This is a genomic window from Rhizobium sp. rho-13.1, from assembly GCF_007000305.1.
Classification (GTDB): domain Bacteria; phylum Pseudomonadota; class Alphaproteobacteria; order Rhizobiales; family Rhizobiaceae; genus Rhizobium; species Rhizobium rhododendri.
The window spans coordinates 157,882-173,601 of sequence record NZ_SCFL01000006.1 but is presented as its reverse complement, the minus strand read 5'-3'; the positions used below and the strand labels follow the sequence as shown (position 1 = coordinate 173,601).

Sequence of the window (15,720 nt, the reverse complement as noted above, 5' to 3'; positions counted from 1 at the left end):
ATCATTATAGATGACCTCTATCAACACTAAATCGGGAGAGCGGGTTGCAGGAGTTAATGGGAGATGAAAAGAATTCAGAATTCTCGCCGCCCCTTGGCTATCTATTGCGACAGGCCGCGGCGGCTCATCGACTAAAAATGGATCGCGCGCTTGCCGACCTCGGGATCACACCGCCGCAACTACTTGTAATGACGCTAATTGCCAACAACCCCGGCAGCTCTAACGCCGACATTGCTCGGCTAGCGTCACTGACGACACCGACCGTGACCGTTATCCTCAAAAATCTTGCCGTTCGAGGAGTGTTTCATACGAAAAGACATCGAATTGACAAGCGCATCAAATTGCTACAATTGAGCAAGGACGGCGAAGTCATTTTGGCGGAATGTCGAAAGCGAGCCGTGATTGTCGAAAAAGAATTAGAGTCGCAGTTGGTGCCTGCTGACATCAACGTAATTAAGAAGTGGCTACAATCGGCTTCGGACGCGGAGCCACTGAGCGATTGCTAACAAGCAACGGAAAGTACCGATGGCTGTGAAACGTCACTACATCACGCGCCGCGACACGATCAGTTCCGGCCGCGATCGCCAGCTCTGGTCATCCGTTAAACGCCGCCGACGCCCACTGTCGACAGTCTCCACCCGGCTGAAACGCACCGAGTTATCGCTTGTGACACCGCGAAAGTACTGTCTATATAGACAGAAAATCCCCACGATCACGCAAATCCTCTGATCGGATGAGCGCGGTGACAAATGCTTGCGTTCAATTGCAACTCCAGTATTGGCGCGCAAATAGCTAGCCTGCCAACAGCGAGGTTTATTGATGATAGACGTCAGGCAAAGCCTCGTCACAATTTGCTTTTCAATTGAAGCGGCGTCACCCCGAAAGCACTCTGAAATTCGGAGCTAAACCTATGAACATTTGTAAAATGCCAAAGTCGAGCGACCTCTTTGACAGACAGAGTGGGATCAGCCATCAGCGACCGCCGCGCGCCGTCCAACCTTAGTTGCCTTTCATACTGACTGATCGTCATGCCAACGAACTGCCGAAAACCATATTGCAGACCGCGTAGACTAACACCACAAATATTTGCTAACTGGTCGACTGTGTGTTCCTGATGTGGGCATTCTCTCATGTATTCGATAGCGCGCCTTACGTGCCGGGGCGCTACAGTTACGTAGGGTTGCGAGAGACTGTCCGAAAAATTGTGTGGCCAAGCCTCAAGCACAAGATCGACGATGGCATTCGACATCTGCTTTGCAGCAATTGGTGTCTGGTCTATCATGGATCCGAACGCGCTTTCTGACAGGAACGCATTGATTGCCGCGATGCTGTGGATTTTGCCGCTGCCTCTATCCACAACAGATTCAAATGTCACGGTAGCGGTTATCGGTCGGTCCAGAAGCAGGGACAGGCGCTCGATGATCAGTACTCGGTCAACAGATAGCGTGGAATTCCGTAATCCCGAACAAAATCTTATGCTCTGGATTGACTCTCCAAACGATGCGGTTGCGAAGTTGGCGTTGGTTTCGAGAGGATATCTTCCCGCTCGGATTTGAACATCGCCGGAGGCAGGAAACATGAAAAAAAACGACGGCGCCTTATTCTCTATGGCAATTTCGAAGCCGGCCTTGAATTCGGTGGTATTGAAATCGATGCCCGGCAGCCGTCCGAAGACCCCTTTCATGTGAATGGTTCCGTCGAGGTGATCGGGCTCGACATGGCATGGAGAATACCTCCTGGCAAAAAACTCTGCGACTTCCCCTGCGTCGCGGTTAACGAACGACAGGACGGAAGATGCCACTTTGTTCATATCAGTTTACCAAGAAAAGCAGACATCAAAGATAGATCGCAACACAAGACAGACCCACGATCGCGGGTATTCTCTGGATCGCAGATTGGACATATACGAACTCTTGTTTAAAGGCCGAATTTTCATTTCTCACAGGATAATTGTCAGTCAGGATGGGATCCTTTCGATGAAAACCTTTATTTACAGCATATTTTCCACAGTACTATTCAAATCCTCCTCATGCCGCAGAGCAACAATGAACAACTAGCCCATCCGCAGTGGCCGATGGACATAAACTTACAGGACTGGTCAACGATCTGGTTCCAGGAAGCGCATCAATGCTTCACAATGTAGCCCCTCAATCGGGGAGACCACTGGGAGATCAGAATATACGAATTGGTATGGATCCGTCAAAGAGTGTTTTCATCTGCATGGGGTGAACCCTGACGAACAACGAATCTTGCGCAGAAAGCTTTCGCGACAGCATGCTTGAGCTCGCAAAGACGGGCGGTTTCGAGGCGCGCACATGGTGGCGAACTGGGAATGGTTACACTTCTATGGCGACATCAACTGAATTGTTGCCTCCTGGTCTACGGGACGAGCGGCTGGATGACGTGGGCCGCCCGGGCACTGGGCAGCTATTTCACCTCAATTTCCCGCGCAAGGTATTGCAAACTTGTAGCCTTAAAAGTTGGCTTTCGGGCGGACAAGGAATCCACAAAACGAAGCCGCTATACAGTCTGCGCATATAAAAGGAGGGAGCTTCTCAAATTATATTTTTATTAAAAACTTCAACTAATAGTGTCTCTTATAAGATTAGATTTACGCCTTCGACTTCTATTCGCAGATACAGTCTATCGAATTTGAGGGCCCTGTAAGGATCTGTCTCAATATAATTCCATATTAGATCGGTTTCAGAACTATGGTCGCCAAAACCTCAATCTATCGAGAGGCCAAGATGCAGCAAAACTAACGAAATTCTCATTTTCCTCTTTGGCATAAGAGGCGTATTTTTACGTGAATCTCCCCTGTAAGACATAAGTGCAAGTCTTCATGATAAAATTCGAGCGCAAGCGCATGAAAAAGAACGAGTTTCACCGTAGCTATTGACGCGAGGTTGCTCACCCAATCGACAGGTATTCAACCTGTCGCAATAGTTGAAGCCTTGCAATCTGCGCGATTAGAAGTTGCGCAGAAGAATCTCTGGATTCCAATCTATTGACCCGTCTTGAATGCCTACCGTGGGTTGGCACGCGAGTGAAACTTAGTCTGTTTAATTGACGCGAGACCAAGTCTCTTCCTGCCAGTCCTTCACCAACAGCACAACGAACCATTCCGTATAAAGGTATACGATCGTGAAACGACCTACTATCAAAACTGCCTTACCTTCCGTTCTTCTGCTGATGGGCCTCATCTTTGTGGGCTTCGCCACCTATGCCGTGAACCAACTGGAGGCGATCAATGGGAATGTTGCCGATATCGCCGGTAACTGGCTCCCTAGTGTGACTGCATCAATGGGCATGAACGTCGCGCTGGGTGACATGCGCGTGGCATATAGAGATGATGTATTGTTCACGTCTAAGGAAGAGATCGCTAAGGCAGAAGCGGCGATAGCAGCAGCGTCAACGGACTTTCTCGATGCCAAAGCGCGTTATGAGAGCTATCCGATGACCGATCCTGAAGTGGCAGCGATAAAAGAAATTACTGAGACGTTTGGCCAGTATCAAAGTGCCGGGCGGGATGTTATCATCGCATCGAAGGCAAACAATGACGCACAGGCAACCTCACTTCTTTATCAGAAAATGAATCCTCTTGGTTCTGCAATCGGCGATGACATCGATTTTCTTGTCAATTTGAACGCGAAAGGCGCAGCAAAATCCTTCAAGGACAGTCAATCTGCCTACAGCACCACGTTAACGATCACCTACATCGCTATTGCGGTGGCGCTTTTGATCATCGGCGCGTCGATCTATTTCGCCTTCTTCGGGATAGCGCGTCCGATACAGGCTATTACTCGCTCCATGACACACCTTGCCGCCGGCGACACTTCCACGGAAATTCCTTTCGCAGGGCGCGCCGACGAGATCGGCGAGATGGCAGGCGCGGTAGAAGTCTTCCGTCAGGCAGCCGTGAGCAACAAGCGCCTGGAACAAGAAGCCGAAGCCAGTCGTCTGCAATCGGAAAGCGACCGAGTTCGTCTAACGGAGGAAGCGGAAGCGGCGGCTCAGCAGCGCCTTCATGAAGCGACCGCAGGTCTAGCATCCGATCAGCGTCGGCTGGCGGCTGGCGAACTTGATTTCCAGCTCAACAGTGCCTTTGCACCGGACTTCGAAGCCTTGCGTCATGATCTGAATGGTGCGATCACACAATTGGGTGAAACGCTGCGGGCCGTCGCTCACGCCGCTACGCAGATCGATAGCGGCTCGCGCGAGATCAGCCAAGGTACTGAAGACTTGTCGAAGCGTACCGAGCAGCAAGCTGCCTCGCTGGAAGAGACGGCAGCTGCTTTGGATGAGATCACGGTCAATGTCTCGAACTCATCAAAACGCGCTGAAGAAGCAAGAGGCGTCGCTGGGCAAGCAAATACAAGTGCTGCCCACTCTGGCAAGGTGGTCGCCGATGCTGTCGGTGCGATGCAGAAAATCGAGCAGTCCTCCAACCAGGTCTCAAACATCATCGGTGTCATCGACGAGATTGCGTTCCAGACCAATCTTCTAGCGCTCAATGCAGGTGTCGAAGCCGCCCGTGCTGGGGATGCAGGCAAAGGCTTTGCTGTCGTCGCGCAAGAGGTGCGGGAACTTGCACAACGGTCTGCCCAGGCTGCAAAGGAGATCAAGGAGCTGATACGCAATTCGTCCGTCGAAGTCCAAAGCGGCGTCAGGCTGGTCAGCGAGACCGGAGAGGCGCTGAAGACCATCGAAAGCTTTATTGTCACTGTGAACCAGCATATGGATGCAATTGCCACTTCCGCACGCGAACAAGCAGTCGCTCTTGCCGAGGTCAACACCGCCGTCAACCAAATGGACCAGGTGACCCAACAAAACGCTGCCATGGTTGAAGAGAGCAATGCAGCAAGTGCCAGGCTTGCTGGCGAATCCCGGGGTCTTCGCGAACTGCTCAGTCAATTTCAGCTCGGCGGCAACATGGCATCGCAGACTGCGGTGCTTCGGCAAACAGCCTCGGCCATGGCTGCACCTCGGCGCGCTTCGCCTTCAACAAACCGGGCGGCTTTGCGCGGCAGCCTCGCTTTGAAATCTGAAGCATGGGAGGAATTTTGATGCTCGGTTCTGGTAGCAAAAGCCTTAGTGCAGGCGAGACACTGGAGATCATTGCTTTCCGCTTGCACGATCAAGAGTTCTGCGTGCGCACGACGACCATCCGCGAGATTCGCGGATGGGGACCGGCGACGCCTGTTCCCCGTGCACCTGCCGAGGTTTTGGGTGTGATGAATTTGCGTGGAACAGTCATCCCGATAATCGATCTGGCAATGAAGCTCGGGATGCGCGCCACAGAGCCGAACGAACGCAGCGCGATTGTCGTCGCGGAGGTCAATGGCATGGCAATGGGGCTGGTCGTCGATGGGGTTTCTGACATTCTGACAATCGCTTCATCCTTGCTGCAACCGGTCCCCGAGATGGGCGCGTCTGCATCAGCTGATTGTTCGGACGGGATTATTACCCGGGAGAGCGGAATGATCTGCTTTCTCAATCTCGAGCGGATGCTTCAAGTGACGACTGTAGAAAATCAGATTGCGGCGTAGCTACCGCGTTCACTGCCATTAGCACCGCCGCTAAATTTCGTCAGATAGGTTGAATTTCTCGTGGGAAAAGAGTCATGCCGCAGTGCAGGGATACCGATCCGCACGTCATAGAGAGCCGGATTGTCATCCGGTAGCGAGGGTCCCGAAATGAGCTTCTTGATGACCGGCTCCAACAGCGATGCCATCGTCTCCTGTCTAGACAGATCCCAGGCTATCATAGAATTCCGCATGGACGGAACCATCCTGCGGGCCAATGCAAATTTCTGCTCTGCATTGGGCTATGAGCCATCGGAGATAGTCGGCAGGCATCATCGTATCTTCGTCGATCCGGTAGAGGTGGTCTCTCGGGAATATCAGCAGCTTTGGGAGAGCCTGCGGCGCGGGGAATTCCAACGCCGCCAATTCAGGCGCATAGCCAAGAGCGGCAAGGAAATCTGGATTGAGGCATCTTACAACCCGGTGCTGAAACGAGGACGCCCTTTCAAGGTGATCAAATTCGCCACAGACATCACCGCTTCAAAGCTAAGGTCGATGGACGACGCGGGCATTATTACCGCACTGCAAAACACCCAAGCTGTGATTCAATTCAATCCCTTGGGGGAAATCCTCGACGCAAACGATAACTTCTGTAATGCGCTCGGCTACAACATCTCGGAAATCCTAGGAAAACACCACAGAATGTTCTGCCCTGCAGACTATGCGAATTCCGAAGACTATCGCCAGTTCTGGCAAAAATTGGGCCGAGGCGAATCGTTCGCAAATGAATTTCTGCGAATTGGCAAGGGCGGCAAGGAAGTCTGGATCCAGGCAGCCTATAACCCGATCATCGACACAAATGGTAAGGTCTGCAAGGTAGTTAAAATCGCAACCGACGTCACCGAGCGGATGGGAGCTTTGTCATCCGTGGCGGGTGCATTGAAGGCGCTTGCCAACGGTAACCTGATGCAGAACCTTGAAAAGCCATTCGTACCAACAATGGAGGCGCTTCGCCAGGATTTGAATGAGGCGATCGCTAAACTGCGGTCTGCGATGCAATCCGTCGGACACAACGCAAAGGTTATTGCATGCGGATCGCGCGAGATCCGGATCTTTGCAGACGAACTGGCCCGACGCACCGAACGGCAGGCTGCAGCGGTCGAACAGACCGCAGCAGCACTTGAAGAGATTACCAGTACGGTGTTGGATTCGAACCGACGCGCGGATGAAGCTAGGTCATTGGTCGCCTCCGCTAGTACGGATGCCGAGCGCTCCGGTCTCATCGTTAAGAAAGCGATCGTAGCGATGGGCGAAATCGAGGGTTCCTCTCAGAAGATCTCCAACATTATCGGTGTTATCGACGACATTGCCTTTCAGACGAACCTTCTTGCCCTCAATGCTGGCGTTGAGGCCGCGCGTGCCGGAGAGTCCGGCAAGGGGTTTGCTGTCGTTGCCCAGGAAGTCCGCGAACTGGCGCAACGCTCCGCCAAGGCCGCCAAGGAGATCAAAATTTTGATCAACGCGTCTGGCGAACACGTCAAGCGCGGTGTCACATTTGTCGGGGAAACGAGCAAATCGTTGACGTCGATTGTTGGCCAAGTCAAGGAGATTGACCGCGAGGTTGAGGCGATCGTCAAAGCCTCGAAAGAGCAAGCCATTAGCCTCAAGGAAATCAATCAGTCTGTCAATATGGTGGATCAGGCCAACCAGCAAAACGCGGCATTGGTGGCAGAGTCAACTGCTGCTAGCTATGGTCTGGCGCAGGAAGCGCAGGCACTGTTCGGCTTACTTGGCCAGTTCCAGGCCGAACTTCCAACGAATAACCCCGCCGTGCAACCAGACAATACAGCATTCCACCAGCAGCATCGCCTGCTCGCGCTTTGATGACGAGGCTGAAAATGGAAATGCCCCCGAAGCCAGCAAGCCCTGCAGAAAAGAAGGAAGAATTCTGAGCTGGCATCGGCGGCACGGCCAATTGGAAAAAAGTCAAAGCAGCACGTCACAATGCAAGGACTTTTGGGCGTTTCTCCGATAGCTCGGCAGGTAACCGAATTTCAAAAATGTTTTGCCGACGTTAAGAACATACGTGCCTCGACGAAACTCAAGCTGTTCACCCGAAATTTGCCTATTCTGATGCGAAGCCGGCAAGACATTTCGAATTCGTGCCAGCGACGATTTCGGCGTGTATGCTGCTAGTCGCGTGGTCAAGCATGAGTTCTTTGCGCAGGGGTGAAGAAAGTTTGCTTTCGCGTGCTCTCGCCGGATAACTCGTTCCGTTACCCGTTACCCGTTACCCGTTACGCGTTACCCGTTATCCGTAAGCCGCAGCATTTGTCGTATATATTGCATGGTCAGCTTTCCTTTTGCATGGCATGTATCCCCTCATGGATATCGAGGCGATACATACCAAGGTTGCCGACCTAGGAGAACTTGAGTGCCAGAGACTAGCCGAATAATGATCGGAATGGGGGCAGGTTTCTGAGCCGGATCCGCATTCGGACTTTTCTCCGAATTCAGGATGACCATGGGCACCAGATCGGGCAGTTTCTCCGCATTCATCTCTGCAAAGCTACTCGCATAGCGAATTTCGACGGTGAGGGAATTTATGGTGAGTTCCAGTCCAACTTTCCTATGGAAACCCTTTTTATATAACTCATTTGACGATCTGTCAGACTCTCATAGCGCAGTCTGGTCGAAATATACTGCGAGTGCTTCGCACCCATGTTTAGACCGAACTCCAATGAACGTCGCACTGCTGCAGCGCTGATCTTGCCGTCGAACTGCTTGTTTCCCGTCTTCGAACGCCGGCAGCTCTCGCCTCGGGTGCGGCGCTTACCAATCACGCAAAATCGTATCCGAATTATGCAGATTTTCAGAATACTAACGGCCGACTAACCTTTAATTTACGACGTGATCCCAAATATATATGCACCCTCTAATCTGGGAGTTTGCTGTGCGTTTCAGAGACCTATCGGTTTTGTCAAAAATCCTCGCCCTTCTAGTGCTGCTTGGGGCCGTTGCCGTCGGCGCCATGGCCCTGACCGGCGAAAGACTGAAGGAAACCGACCGTGCCTATGGCGATCTGATCGACGGCAAGGCGCGAGCGGCGGGCCTTTACGCTACTGCAAACCGCCAATTGGCGTGGACGGAACGATCGCTTCTTCAACTGATCTGGTCAACCGCGCAGGACACCAATGACCTCCACAAGGCAGAGTATATCGATGGAGCCAAAGCTTTCGAATCACTTCTCGTGGAGACAAGAACCCTTCTTCCGCAAGAGGCGAACGAAATCCAGGGGTTCGAACAACGCTTCCATGCCCCGTTCTCCGACGGTTGTGACAAGGCGATGTCGATGGGAGCGGCATCAACGACACTCGAAGGCAACGCCAAGGCGATGGCAGAAATGAATCGATCCTGCGCGCCTGAACTTGCTTTGCTCGCCAAGGACATCACGGCATCCTCCGCACTCTTGCTCAAGGATGTGGCGCTGGAAAAGACCGCAATCGGACATGCGACACACAACATGATCCTCTTGACATACGGGCTCGTTTTGGTCGGACTGGCTGTCGGGTTCGGCATTGCCGTGGTTGTAGCGCGAAGCGGCATAGCAAATCCGATACGGACGCTAATCAACGTTACCGAGACAATGGCGAAAGGCGTTTTCAACGTCACCGTTCCGGGCGTCGAACGGCGCGACGAACTGGGCGCGATGGCGCGTGCCGTCGAGGTGTTCCGTCAAGGGCTGGCAGAGACCGAAATGTTACGCTCGTCACGAGATCAGGCCACGGCAGCCGAGGCAAAACGCCTGGAAAAGCAGCGCATGGCGGAAGCGGAAGCTGCAGAACATCTCAGATTCGCCACATCAAATCTGGGAGACGGCCTAAAGCGGCTCGCCAGCGGCGACCTGTCGTTCCGACTGACGGATGCGTTCGCGCCAGATTTCGAAATGCTGCGTCATGACTTCAACCGCTCTCTTGAACAGCTTAGCACAACTCTGTCTCGGATATCCAGCTCCATTGCCACCTTGGACAGTGGAAGCCGCGAAATCGCCGACGGTGCAAACGATCTCTCCAAACGCACGGAACATCAAGCAGCGTCGCTGGAGGAAACGGCCGCTGCACTGGACGAGATTACCGCCAACGTCAGCAACTCGACCAAGCGAACGGAAGAAGCCCGCTCCGTCGCTGCGCAGGCCAATCAGTCGGCAATCAGGTCGGCGGAAGTGGTGACACAAGCTGAGGAAGCCATGCGAAAAATTGAGGAGAGCTCACAACAGATTTCCAATATTATTGGCGTTATCGATGATATAGCGTTCCAAACGAACCTTTTGGCCCTAAACGCCGGCGTCGAAGCCGCGCGCGCGGGCGATGCGGGAAGGGGATTTGCAGTAGTCGCGCAGGAAGTGCGCGAACTCGCTCAGCGCTCGGCCAACGCGGCAAAAGAGATAAAAAACTTGATCCAAAATTCCTCGACAGAAGTAGAAGGCGGGGTGAAGCTGGTGCGGGGTACTGGCGAAGCATTGAAGACAATTGCCGGGTACATTGCTCAAATCACGACTCAAGTTGAATCGATCGCGATATCGGCGAAGGAACAGTCAGTGGGTTTGGGGGAGGTCAACACTGCGGTCAACAGCATGGATCAAGTTACCCAACAAAACGCGGCCATGGTCGAGGAGTCGAACGCAGCCACATCGTCACTGGTGCAGGAAGCAGCCAAGTTGCGCGATCTCGTCGATCAGTTCGATCTCGGTAACGTTAGCGCTCCGCAGGCTTTCACGGTTAGAATGAACGGATCGGCCATGGCCGGAAGATCTCTCCACCGGTTGGAAAGCAGATAGCCGATCGGCTATTTGCGTGGTTTTTCCAAGAGCTGAAGATCTACACAGATCAACTTCGGCGGGCATTCTAAACGCCTAAATGCAAGGCGGCTCTCTGGCAGCAGGTTGCAGGACATGGGCAAGAGCACAAGTGTAAGGCTCAGAACCCCGATTTGTTGGGAGCGGATAATGCGTGGACAGCCTGCCTTTTGGGAATTGGATGATCGTTACGAGCGGCTGAGTGCCGTCGGCAATCCCACTGAGCCCGCCCGACATTTTAACGTGACACCACAGGCGGGCAATGAGGGCCTGGCATTCCCAGGAGCGGAACTGTGCATCCACCCGAGCCGGTTCTTGTCCTCGCTGGACTAGCGCCGGCGGCGTTCTACAGACGTGATCACTCCAATCGAATGCTTCGTCATAGGACTACTCCAACTGTTTGCGCTAGGACTTCCTATGTTCCCATCAACTTCGCAAGACGGCCTTCACCGGGGGCGCATACGTCTTGCGGGCGCAAAAAAGTTATTCCGTTCAGTTCAGGGGTTCGAGTTTGGATTCCCAGACCTTGGACTCGCGCCTTTTTTGCGATTGAGCCCGCGGGGAGGATGGGACCTCACCGCGGGCTCTGTTGGCATCGCATATCTCCGGAAGTCATTTTCCGAAACATACATCGTTTACTAGACTTACGAGGAGATCAAACGGAAATACGCAGTGAGCGCTTAACAGCCGAGATCGACTTACCGGAGCAATGTAGACTTCATGTCAACATTCCACACCCCGAGTTTTGGCAATCCAAACTTGCCTGTGGCTTTATGAAAACCCGTATGGATATACGAAAAATGCATAGCATGCCTCAATAGTGCAATAATGTCTGCTAAGTCCACGGCTTGGGACGCGACCGCACATTTCTCTCTTTGAAATGTTATACATAGTGACGCATTGCTGGCCAACGCAGCCATTTCTTAGGCGGCATTCGCACCTCTGCCGTTACCCCTTGGCGTAGCCTTTAGCCCGTGGTTCAGAGAGGATTTTATGTCGCAACCTCAAACTTTGAGCGTGTGTCCGTCCTAGGGGTCGTTCTCGCATGGGACAGAGGCCAGCACCAGCCCCTCGAGATGTCGGCTCTGGAATTGACGCAAGTTGCCATTTGCAGGAGCAGGACATGCGAGGCAGTGATATCCAAACGGCGGGTCTGTTTTCTTATTGGAGCTGCGAAGCACGCGTTCCAACGAACGATCCCCTGCCGCAGTCCGCGCGATTTTAGACGAGGCGTTGGAAGTTCTGTCCCCAAATTTCGAAGCTATGTTTTCAGGCGACGATGGAGGAGGTGGGCAAGCTCCAGCAGAGGCCACTCCATTTTCACTCGAGAATCGATACGCGTGCAGGAATGGCACCTATCGGACAATTTCCCAGACGGCTGTACCAGACGACGGCTTCATCCACGCCGTCGGCCGCGTGACCGAGGAACGGTATGTGGCGGCAACGCTGCGCCAAACCGAGCTAGCATTGCTTCAGGCCCAGAAGATGGAAGCCATCGGCAATCTGACGGGTGCTGGAACCCGCATCACGACGTCTGAGCCAATCTCCAACGTCAAAACCTGCACCTTCGGCCCGTCGGAGGCCAGCTTCGGCAGCGGCAACCGATTGACAGGCTCAGGCGCATCCGGAGCGATTGCCAGAGGTACGCATGCCGGCTCGATACCATCGTGCGCGGACGGCGTCGTTGCCGCCGCAAACGGCAGCACCAGAATGCCGTCGCGCACCTGACGTCGCCAATCGGAAAGCTGGTTTGCTATAACGCCGTGACGGCGCGCGACCTCAACAACGCGAACACCAGGCTCAAAGCTTTCCGCCACGATCCGCGCCTTCACATCATCCGGCAAACGCCGGTTTCCGCGGCGCGGCTCGACAACTTCGTAGCGACCAACAAATCCATCATCTGCCATGCAAATCTCCAGATACAACTGAAAACCTTCTCGCATATGCAGCGAGCTCAAAATACACCAAATCAAATGGGGCGGAGACGGCGCTTACGCCCATCTCGACTTTCGTGTCTGCTGGTGACGGCATCTATATGGTTGTTGCAGGATCAATACAGCCGTTTCATGTGACGGAAGGCGCCATGAGTTGAGCACGCTGATATTTGCGATAGATTGGGCGAGATGGCTGATGACAATTTCCTTTTCGGGAATGACGGCAATCATCTGCCCTTAGTGCCCGTGAGCGAAGTATCGAAAGGGTTGCATGTCTTTGCGGTAAACCGATGGCCGGGTATTTTGTGCTTCGCCCCTATGACCCATGGTCCAGCAAATATAGCCATACCCGTTGGAACCGTCGAATGAGTGCAGACGGCGGTTTCCAACGGGGAAGTAAGCATCGCGCCCCTGACGCTCGAACTCACGCGAGTCAGATCACTCGCCGAGGTACTTGGCCTGGAATGCCTCGGCGGGCGCCTAGAGAAAGCCACCAAGATTACAAGCTTTAACAGTCGTGAATATCAAGGCGCGACCTGATCCGGGGATTTAACCGCCACTCCGAACGACAAGAAGTGTTTCAAGTTCTTAGTGATGATCGTCAAATTATGAACACTTGCAGTGCCAGCAATGATCGCGTCTGCAGCGCCAGGCCCATATCCTGCGGATATGGCTTTTGCTTCCAACCTGCCGGACTCAAGTGCGACAACATTGTCGATAGGCAGTATGTGATCGCCGTTTCCAGCGATTAGCCCCAGCAGCCAGCTTCTTATCCCCGCCGCCTTCGCTGTGGCGCCTTTCGCCTCTAACAGCCGAATGCCTTTTTCGATCTCGTGAATTGTCATTGCGGACATATAAATAGCGTCTAGCTGGTCTTGCTCATCAGCCCACTTTGAAAAGCTCTCGGACGCGTCGGCATTATATGGCGAAAACAGTGAGATGGCGTTTGTATCGAGGAGGAACCTCACAGGTCAACGTCACGCGAGGGGGTTGGATTGCGAGCGAACACGTCCTCGTCGAGATCGACCGGAAATGTTTTCAGGTGTTGAACAAGACTAGGGCGATCCTTCCGGAGTGCCTTTTTTGCCGCCTCAGCGGCTCTCACGCTGACGAGGACCGCGGTGGCGCGCCCATGCCGCGTAATTGTCACGAACTCACCGCCAGCAGCTTGGTCAATTTGATGCGAGAAAGACGCTTTCGCGTCCTTTAAACTAACCGTCGACACTATGGCCTCCTCTAAATCGGGTCACAAGTGACCTATTTACTCATCAGCCCGCATAAAATCAAGATGGTAGTGGACGAGGCAACTGGGGTGCTGCACTGCGAACACGAGGGATCGGACGTTCAGGCCGAAGGTTATATCGAAATGATCTTCGGAAATGTCTCCAAGGGGTGCGTATTCCGATAGGCCTGCATTGACGACGAGCACGTCGATCCGGCCTCGGTCAGACCGGATCTGCTCAAAGACGCGCTGAAGATCTGCGTCGTTGCTGGCGTCTGCCTGGATCGTGGTGATGCTAGCTATTCCGCCTGGGTCTGGTTCGCTTTCCGCGCCCTTGCGGCTGGTCGCGTAGACTTGTGCTCCCTCTCTGGCGAACCTCTCAGAAACGGCTCCGCCGATGCCACTGACACCGCCCGCAACCAGCACCGAAGGTGATCTGCAAAGGATGCCTAATGGTGATTACCAGAGCGTGCGCAATGCGCGATCGATGAGCAGGGGCCGGTAGTCGGGAGAAAGCCAAAATTGAACTGCTAGCCCAAGATGCCCTCCCGTCAAGCTCGTCTCCCAATTTTTCTTGACGACAGTGATCTAACATGATTGCTTATTGCCTGCAAAAGTCATTATTTGAAACTGTTTCTAGAAGGCAGCCATGCCCATTTCGAACTCACCGGTGATCCTTCTCAACGCCCTTGACGACGTAGGCGTGGCGCGTGCCATGGTGAGGGCTGGCGCAGCGACTGGCATTGACGGCCTTGTCGCAGCAGATCAGATCCCGCGTGGTCACAAGATCGCAGTACGTGACATCCCGGCCGGTCAAGAAATCCGAAAGTTCGGCCAGTCGATAGGGATTGCGACGCAATTCATTCCAGCCGGCGGTCATGTGCACCTCCACAATCTTGCCGTCATCGAATCCGAGCATCAGCACCAGTTCAGCGTCGATATCGAGGAAAGGGGCATGCTGCCCGAGACGGCGCGCCGCACGTTCTTGGGCTTTGATCGTGGCGTAGGCGGCATCGGCACACGCAACTTCATCGGCATCATCACAACGGTGAACTGTTCTGCTACGGTTTCCAAGGCGATTGCAGAGCACTTCAACCGGACTGGTGGGCTTGAAGGTTACGACAATGTCGATGGTGTCGTTGCGCTAACCCATGGCGGCGGCTGTGCGATCAATACCAAGGCAGAAGGCTACCTCATGCTGATCCGCACTCTGCAAGGTTATGCGCGGCACCCCAATTTCGGCGGAATCCTGATGATCGGACTTGGCTGCGAAACCAACCAGATCGGCCCGATCCTCGAACACTTTAAGCTGGAGGAAGGCAAGCGCTTGCGCACCATGACGATCCAGCACCTCGGCGGCACACGCAAGACGATCGCGGCGGCCAGCGAGATGATACACGACATGCTGCCGGAGGTGAACGCTGCGAAACGCACGCAACAACCCCTTTCCGGCCTGAAAGTGGCGCTGGAATGCGGTGGTTCTGACGGTTATTCCGGCATTTCCGCAAACCCGGCGCTGGGGTACGCATCCGACCTAATCGTGCGCAATGGCGGCACTTCGGTCCTCGCTGAAACGCCGGAAATTTATGGCGCCGAGCATCTGCTGACCAGTCGTGCTGCAACCCCGGCCGTCGCAGAACAGCTGCTGTCGCGGATTGATTGGTGGCGTGATTACACAAAACGAAACGGCGCTGAACTCAACAACAATCCATCGCACGGCAACAAACTTGGCGGATTGACAACAATCCTCGAAAAGTCATTGGGCGCCGTTGCTAAGGGCGGCACCATGCCGTTGAAGGCCGTCTACGAGTATGCCGAAATCGTCACTGAACCCGGCTTAGTCTTCATGGATACGCCCGGATACGATCCCGTCGCGGTAACGGGCCAGGTGGCCGGCGGCTGCAATGTCATTTGTTTCACGACCGGCCGCGGTTCCGTCTCCGGCTTCAAGCCTGCCCCCTGCATTAAGATTGCGACCAACAGCGAAATGTATGAACATATGCAGGAGGATATGGATATCAACTGCGGTGGCATTGTTACCGGCGAGGATACGATCGAGGCTGCGGGAGAGCGGATATTCGAAGACATCATTGCCGTCGCATCGGGCAAGAAGACACGGAGCGAAATCTACGATTACGGCGACAACGAATTTGTTCCGTGGCAGGTCGGCGCGGTGACCTGACC

Annotated in this window: 11 protein-coding genes and 1 pseudogene; 7 read left to right on the top strand and 5 right to left on the bottom strand. The window is 53.9% G+C overall.

Annotated features, from left to right (window positions below):
* Positions 1–44: 44 nt before the first annotated feature.
* Entirely contained in the window at positions 45–506 is a 462-nt protein-coding gene (locus tag EQW76_RS17085) for a MarR family transcriptional regulator (protein WP_244615410.1), read from the top strand.
* Positions 507–844: 338 nt separating this feature from the next.
* On the opposite strand, the gene EQW76_RS17080 is transcribed toward EQW76_RS17085, so the two are convergent.
* Complete coding sequence (locus EQW76_RS17080; RefSeq protein ID WP_143122992.1) at positions 845–1,810, bottom strand: AraC family transcriptional regulator; 966 nt, start codon at positions 1,808–1,810, stop codon at positions 845–847.
* Between the two features lie 1,334 nt (positions 1,811–3,144).
* Between EQW76_RS17080 and EQW76_RS17075 the strand changes: the two genes are divergently transcribed.
* The 5 genes and pseudogenes from EQW76_RS17075 to EQW76_RS29800 form a co-directional block, all read left to right on the top strand.
* The gene (locus EQW76_RS17075) at positions 3,145–5,067 is read left to right on the top strand and encodes a HAMP domain-containing methyl-accepting chemotaxis protein (RefSeq protein ID WP_143122991.1); all 1,923 of its coding nucleotides are present in this window, start codon (positions 3,145–3,147) and stop codon (positions 5,065–5,067) included.
* Positions 5,067–5,549 (top strand): chemotaxis protein CheW, encoded by a 483-nt coding sequence (locus tag EQW76_RS17070; RefSeq protein WP_142831083.1) that lies wholly within the window; start codon positions 5,067–5,069, stop codon positions 5,547–5,549. The genes EQW76_RS17075 and EQW76_RS17070 overlap by 1 nt, the downstream gene beginning before the upstream one ends.
* A 159-nt stretch (positions 5,550–5,708) precedes the next feature.
* Positions 5,709–7,409: a PAS domain-containing methyl-accepting chemotaxis protein gene (locus tag EQW76_RS17065; protein ID WP_142831084.1), complete on the top strand. Its 1,701-nt coding sequence runs from the start codon at positions 5,709–5,711 to the stop codon at positions 7,407–7,409.
* A gap of 1,069 nt (positions 7,410–8,478) precedes the next feature.
* Positions 8,479–10,362, top strand: coding sequence for a HAMP domain-containing methyl-accepting chemotaxis protein (locus EQW76_RS17060; RefSeq protein WP_244616975.1), 1,884 nt, complete (start codon positions 8,479–8,481; stop codon positions 10,360–10,362).
* A 1,141-nt stretch (positions 10,363–11,503) separates the two neighbouring features.
* Positions 11,504–11,652: pseudogene (locus EQW76_RS29800) on the top strand (IS5/IS1182 family transposase); the annotation flags it as partial.
* Between the two features lie 200 nt (positions 11,653–11,852).
* On the opposite strand, the gene EQW76_RS17045 reads toward EQW76_RS29800, so the two are convergent.
* The 4 genes from EQW76_RS17045 to EQW76_RS17030 form a co-directional block, all read right to left on the bottom strand.
* Positions 11,853–12,287 carry a transposase gene (locus tag EQW76_RS17045; protein ID WP_142831122.1) on the bottom strand — a complete coding sequence of 145 codons (435 nt, stop codon included), beginning with the start codon at positions 12,285–12,287 and terminating at the stop codon, positions 11,853–11,855.
* Between the two features lie 551 nt (positions 12,288–12,838).
* Positions 12,839–13,282 (bottom strand): PIN domain-containing protein, encoded by a 444-nt coding sequence (locus EQW76_RS17040; protein WP_142831086.1) that lies wholly within the window; start codon positions 13,280–13,282, stop codon positions 12,839–12,841.
* Positions 13,279–13,539, bottom strand: coding sequence for a type II toxin-antitoxin system Phd/YefM family antitoxin (locus tag EQW76_RS17035; protein ID WP_142831087.1), 261 nt, complete (start codon positions 13,537–13,539; stop codon positions 13,279–13,281). Before EQW76_RS17035 ends, EQW76_RS17040 begins: the two co-directional genes overlap by 4 nt.
* 36 nt (positions 13,540–13,575) lie before the next feature.
* Entirely contained in the window at positions 13,576–13,962 is a 387-nt protein-coding gene (locus EQW76_RS17030) for an SDR family oxidoreductase (RefSeq protein ID WP_244615414.1), read from the bottom strand.
* A 223-nt stretch (positions 13,963–14,185) separates the two neighbouring features.
* On the opposite strand from EQW76_RS17030, the gene EQW76_RS17025 reads away from it, so the two are divergent.
* Complete coding sequence (locus EQW76_RS17025) at positions 14,186–15,718, top strand: altronate dehydratase family protein (protein ID WP_142831089.1); 1,533 nt, start codon at positions 14,186–14,188, stop codon at positions 15,716–15,718.
* Positions 15,719–15,720: the final 2 nt, after the last annotated feature.

Coding starts and splice junctions, on each gene's coding strand:
- EQW76_RS17080 (WP_143122992.1), bottom strand. CDS start 1,810: ATGAACAAAGTGGCATCTTCCGTCCTGTCGTTCGTTAACCGCGACGCA.
- EQW76_RS17070 (WP_142831083.1), top strand. CDS start 5,067: ATGCTCGGTTCTGGTAGCAAAAGCCTTAGTGCAGGCGAGACACTGGAG.
- EQW76_RS17065 (WP_142831084.1), top strand. CDS start 5,709: ATGACCGGCTCCAACAGCGATGCCATCGTCTCCTGTCTAGACAGATCC.
- EQW76_RS17025 (WP_142831089.1), top strand. CDS start 14,186: ATGCCCATTTCGAACTCACCGGTGATCCTTCTCAACGCCCTTGACGAC.
- EQW76_RS17045 (WP_142831122.1), bottom strand. CDS start 12,287: ATGGCAGATGATGGATTTGTTGGTCGCTACGAAGTTGTCGAGCCGCGC.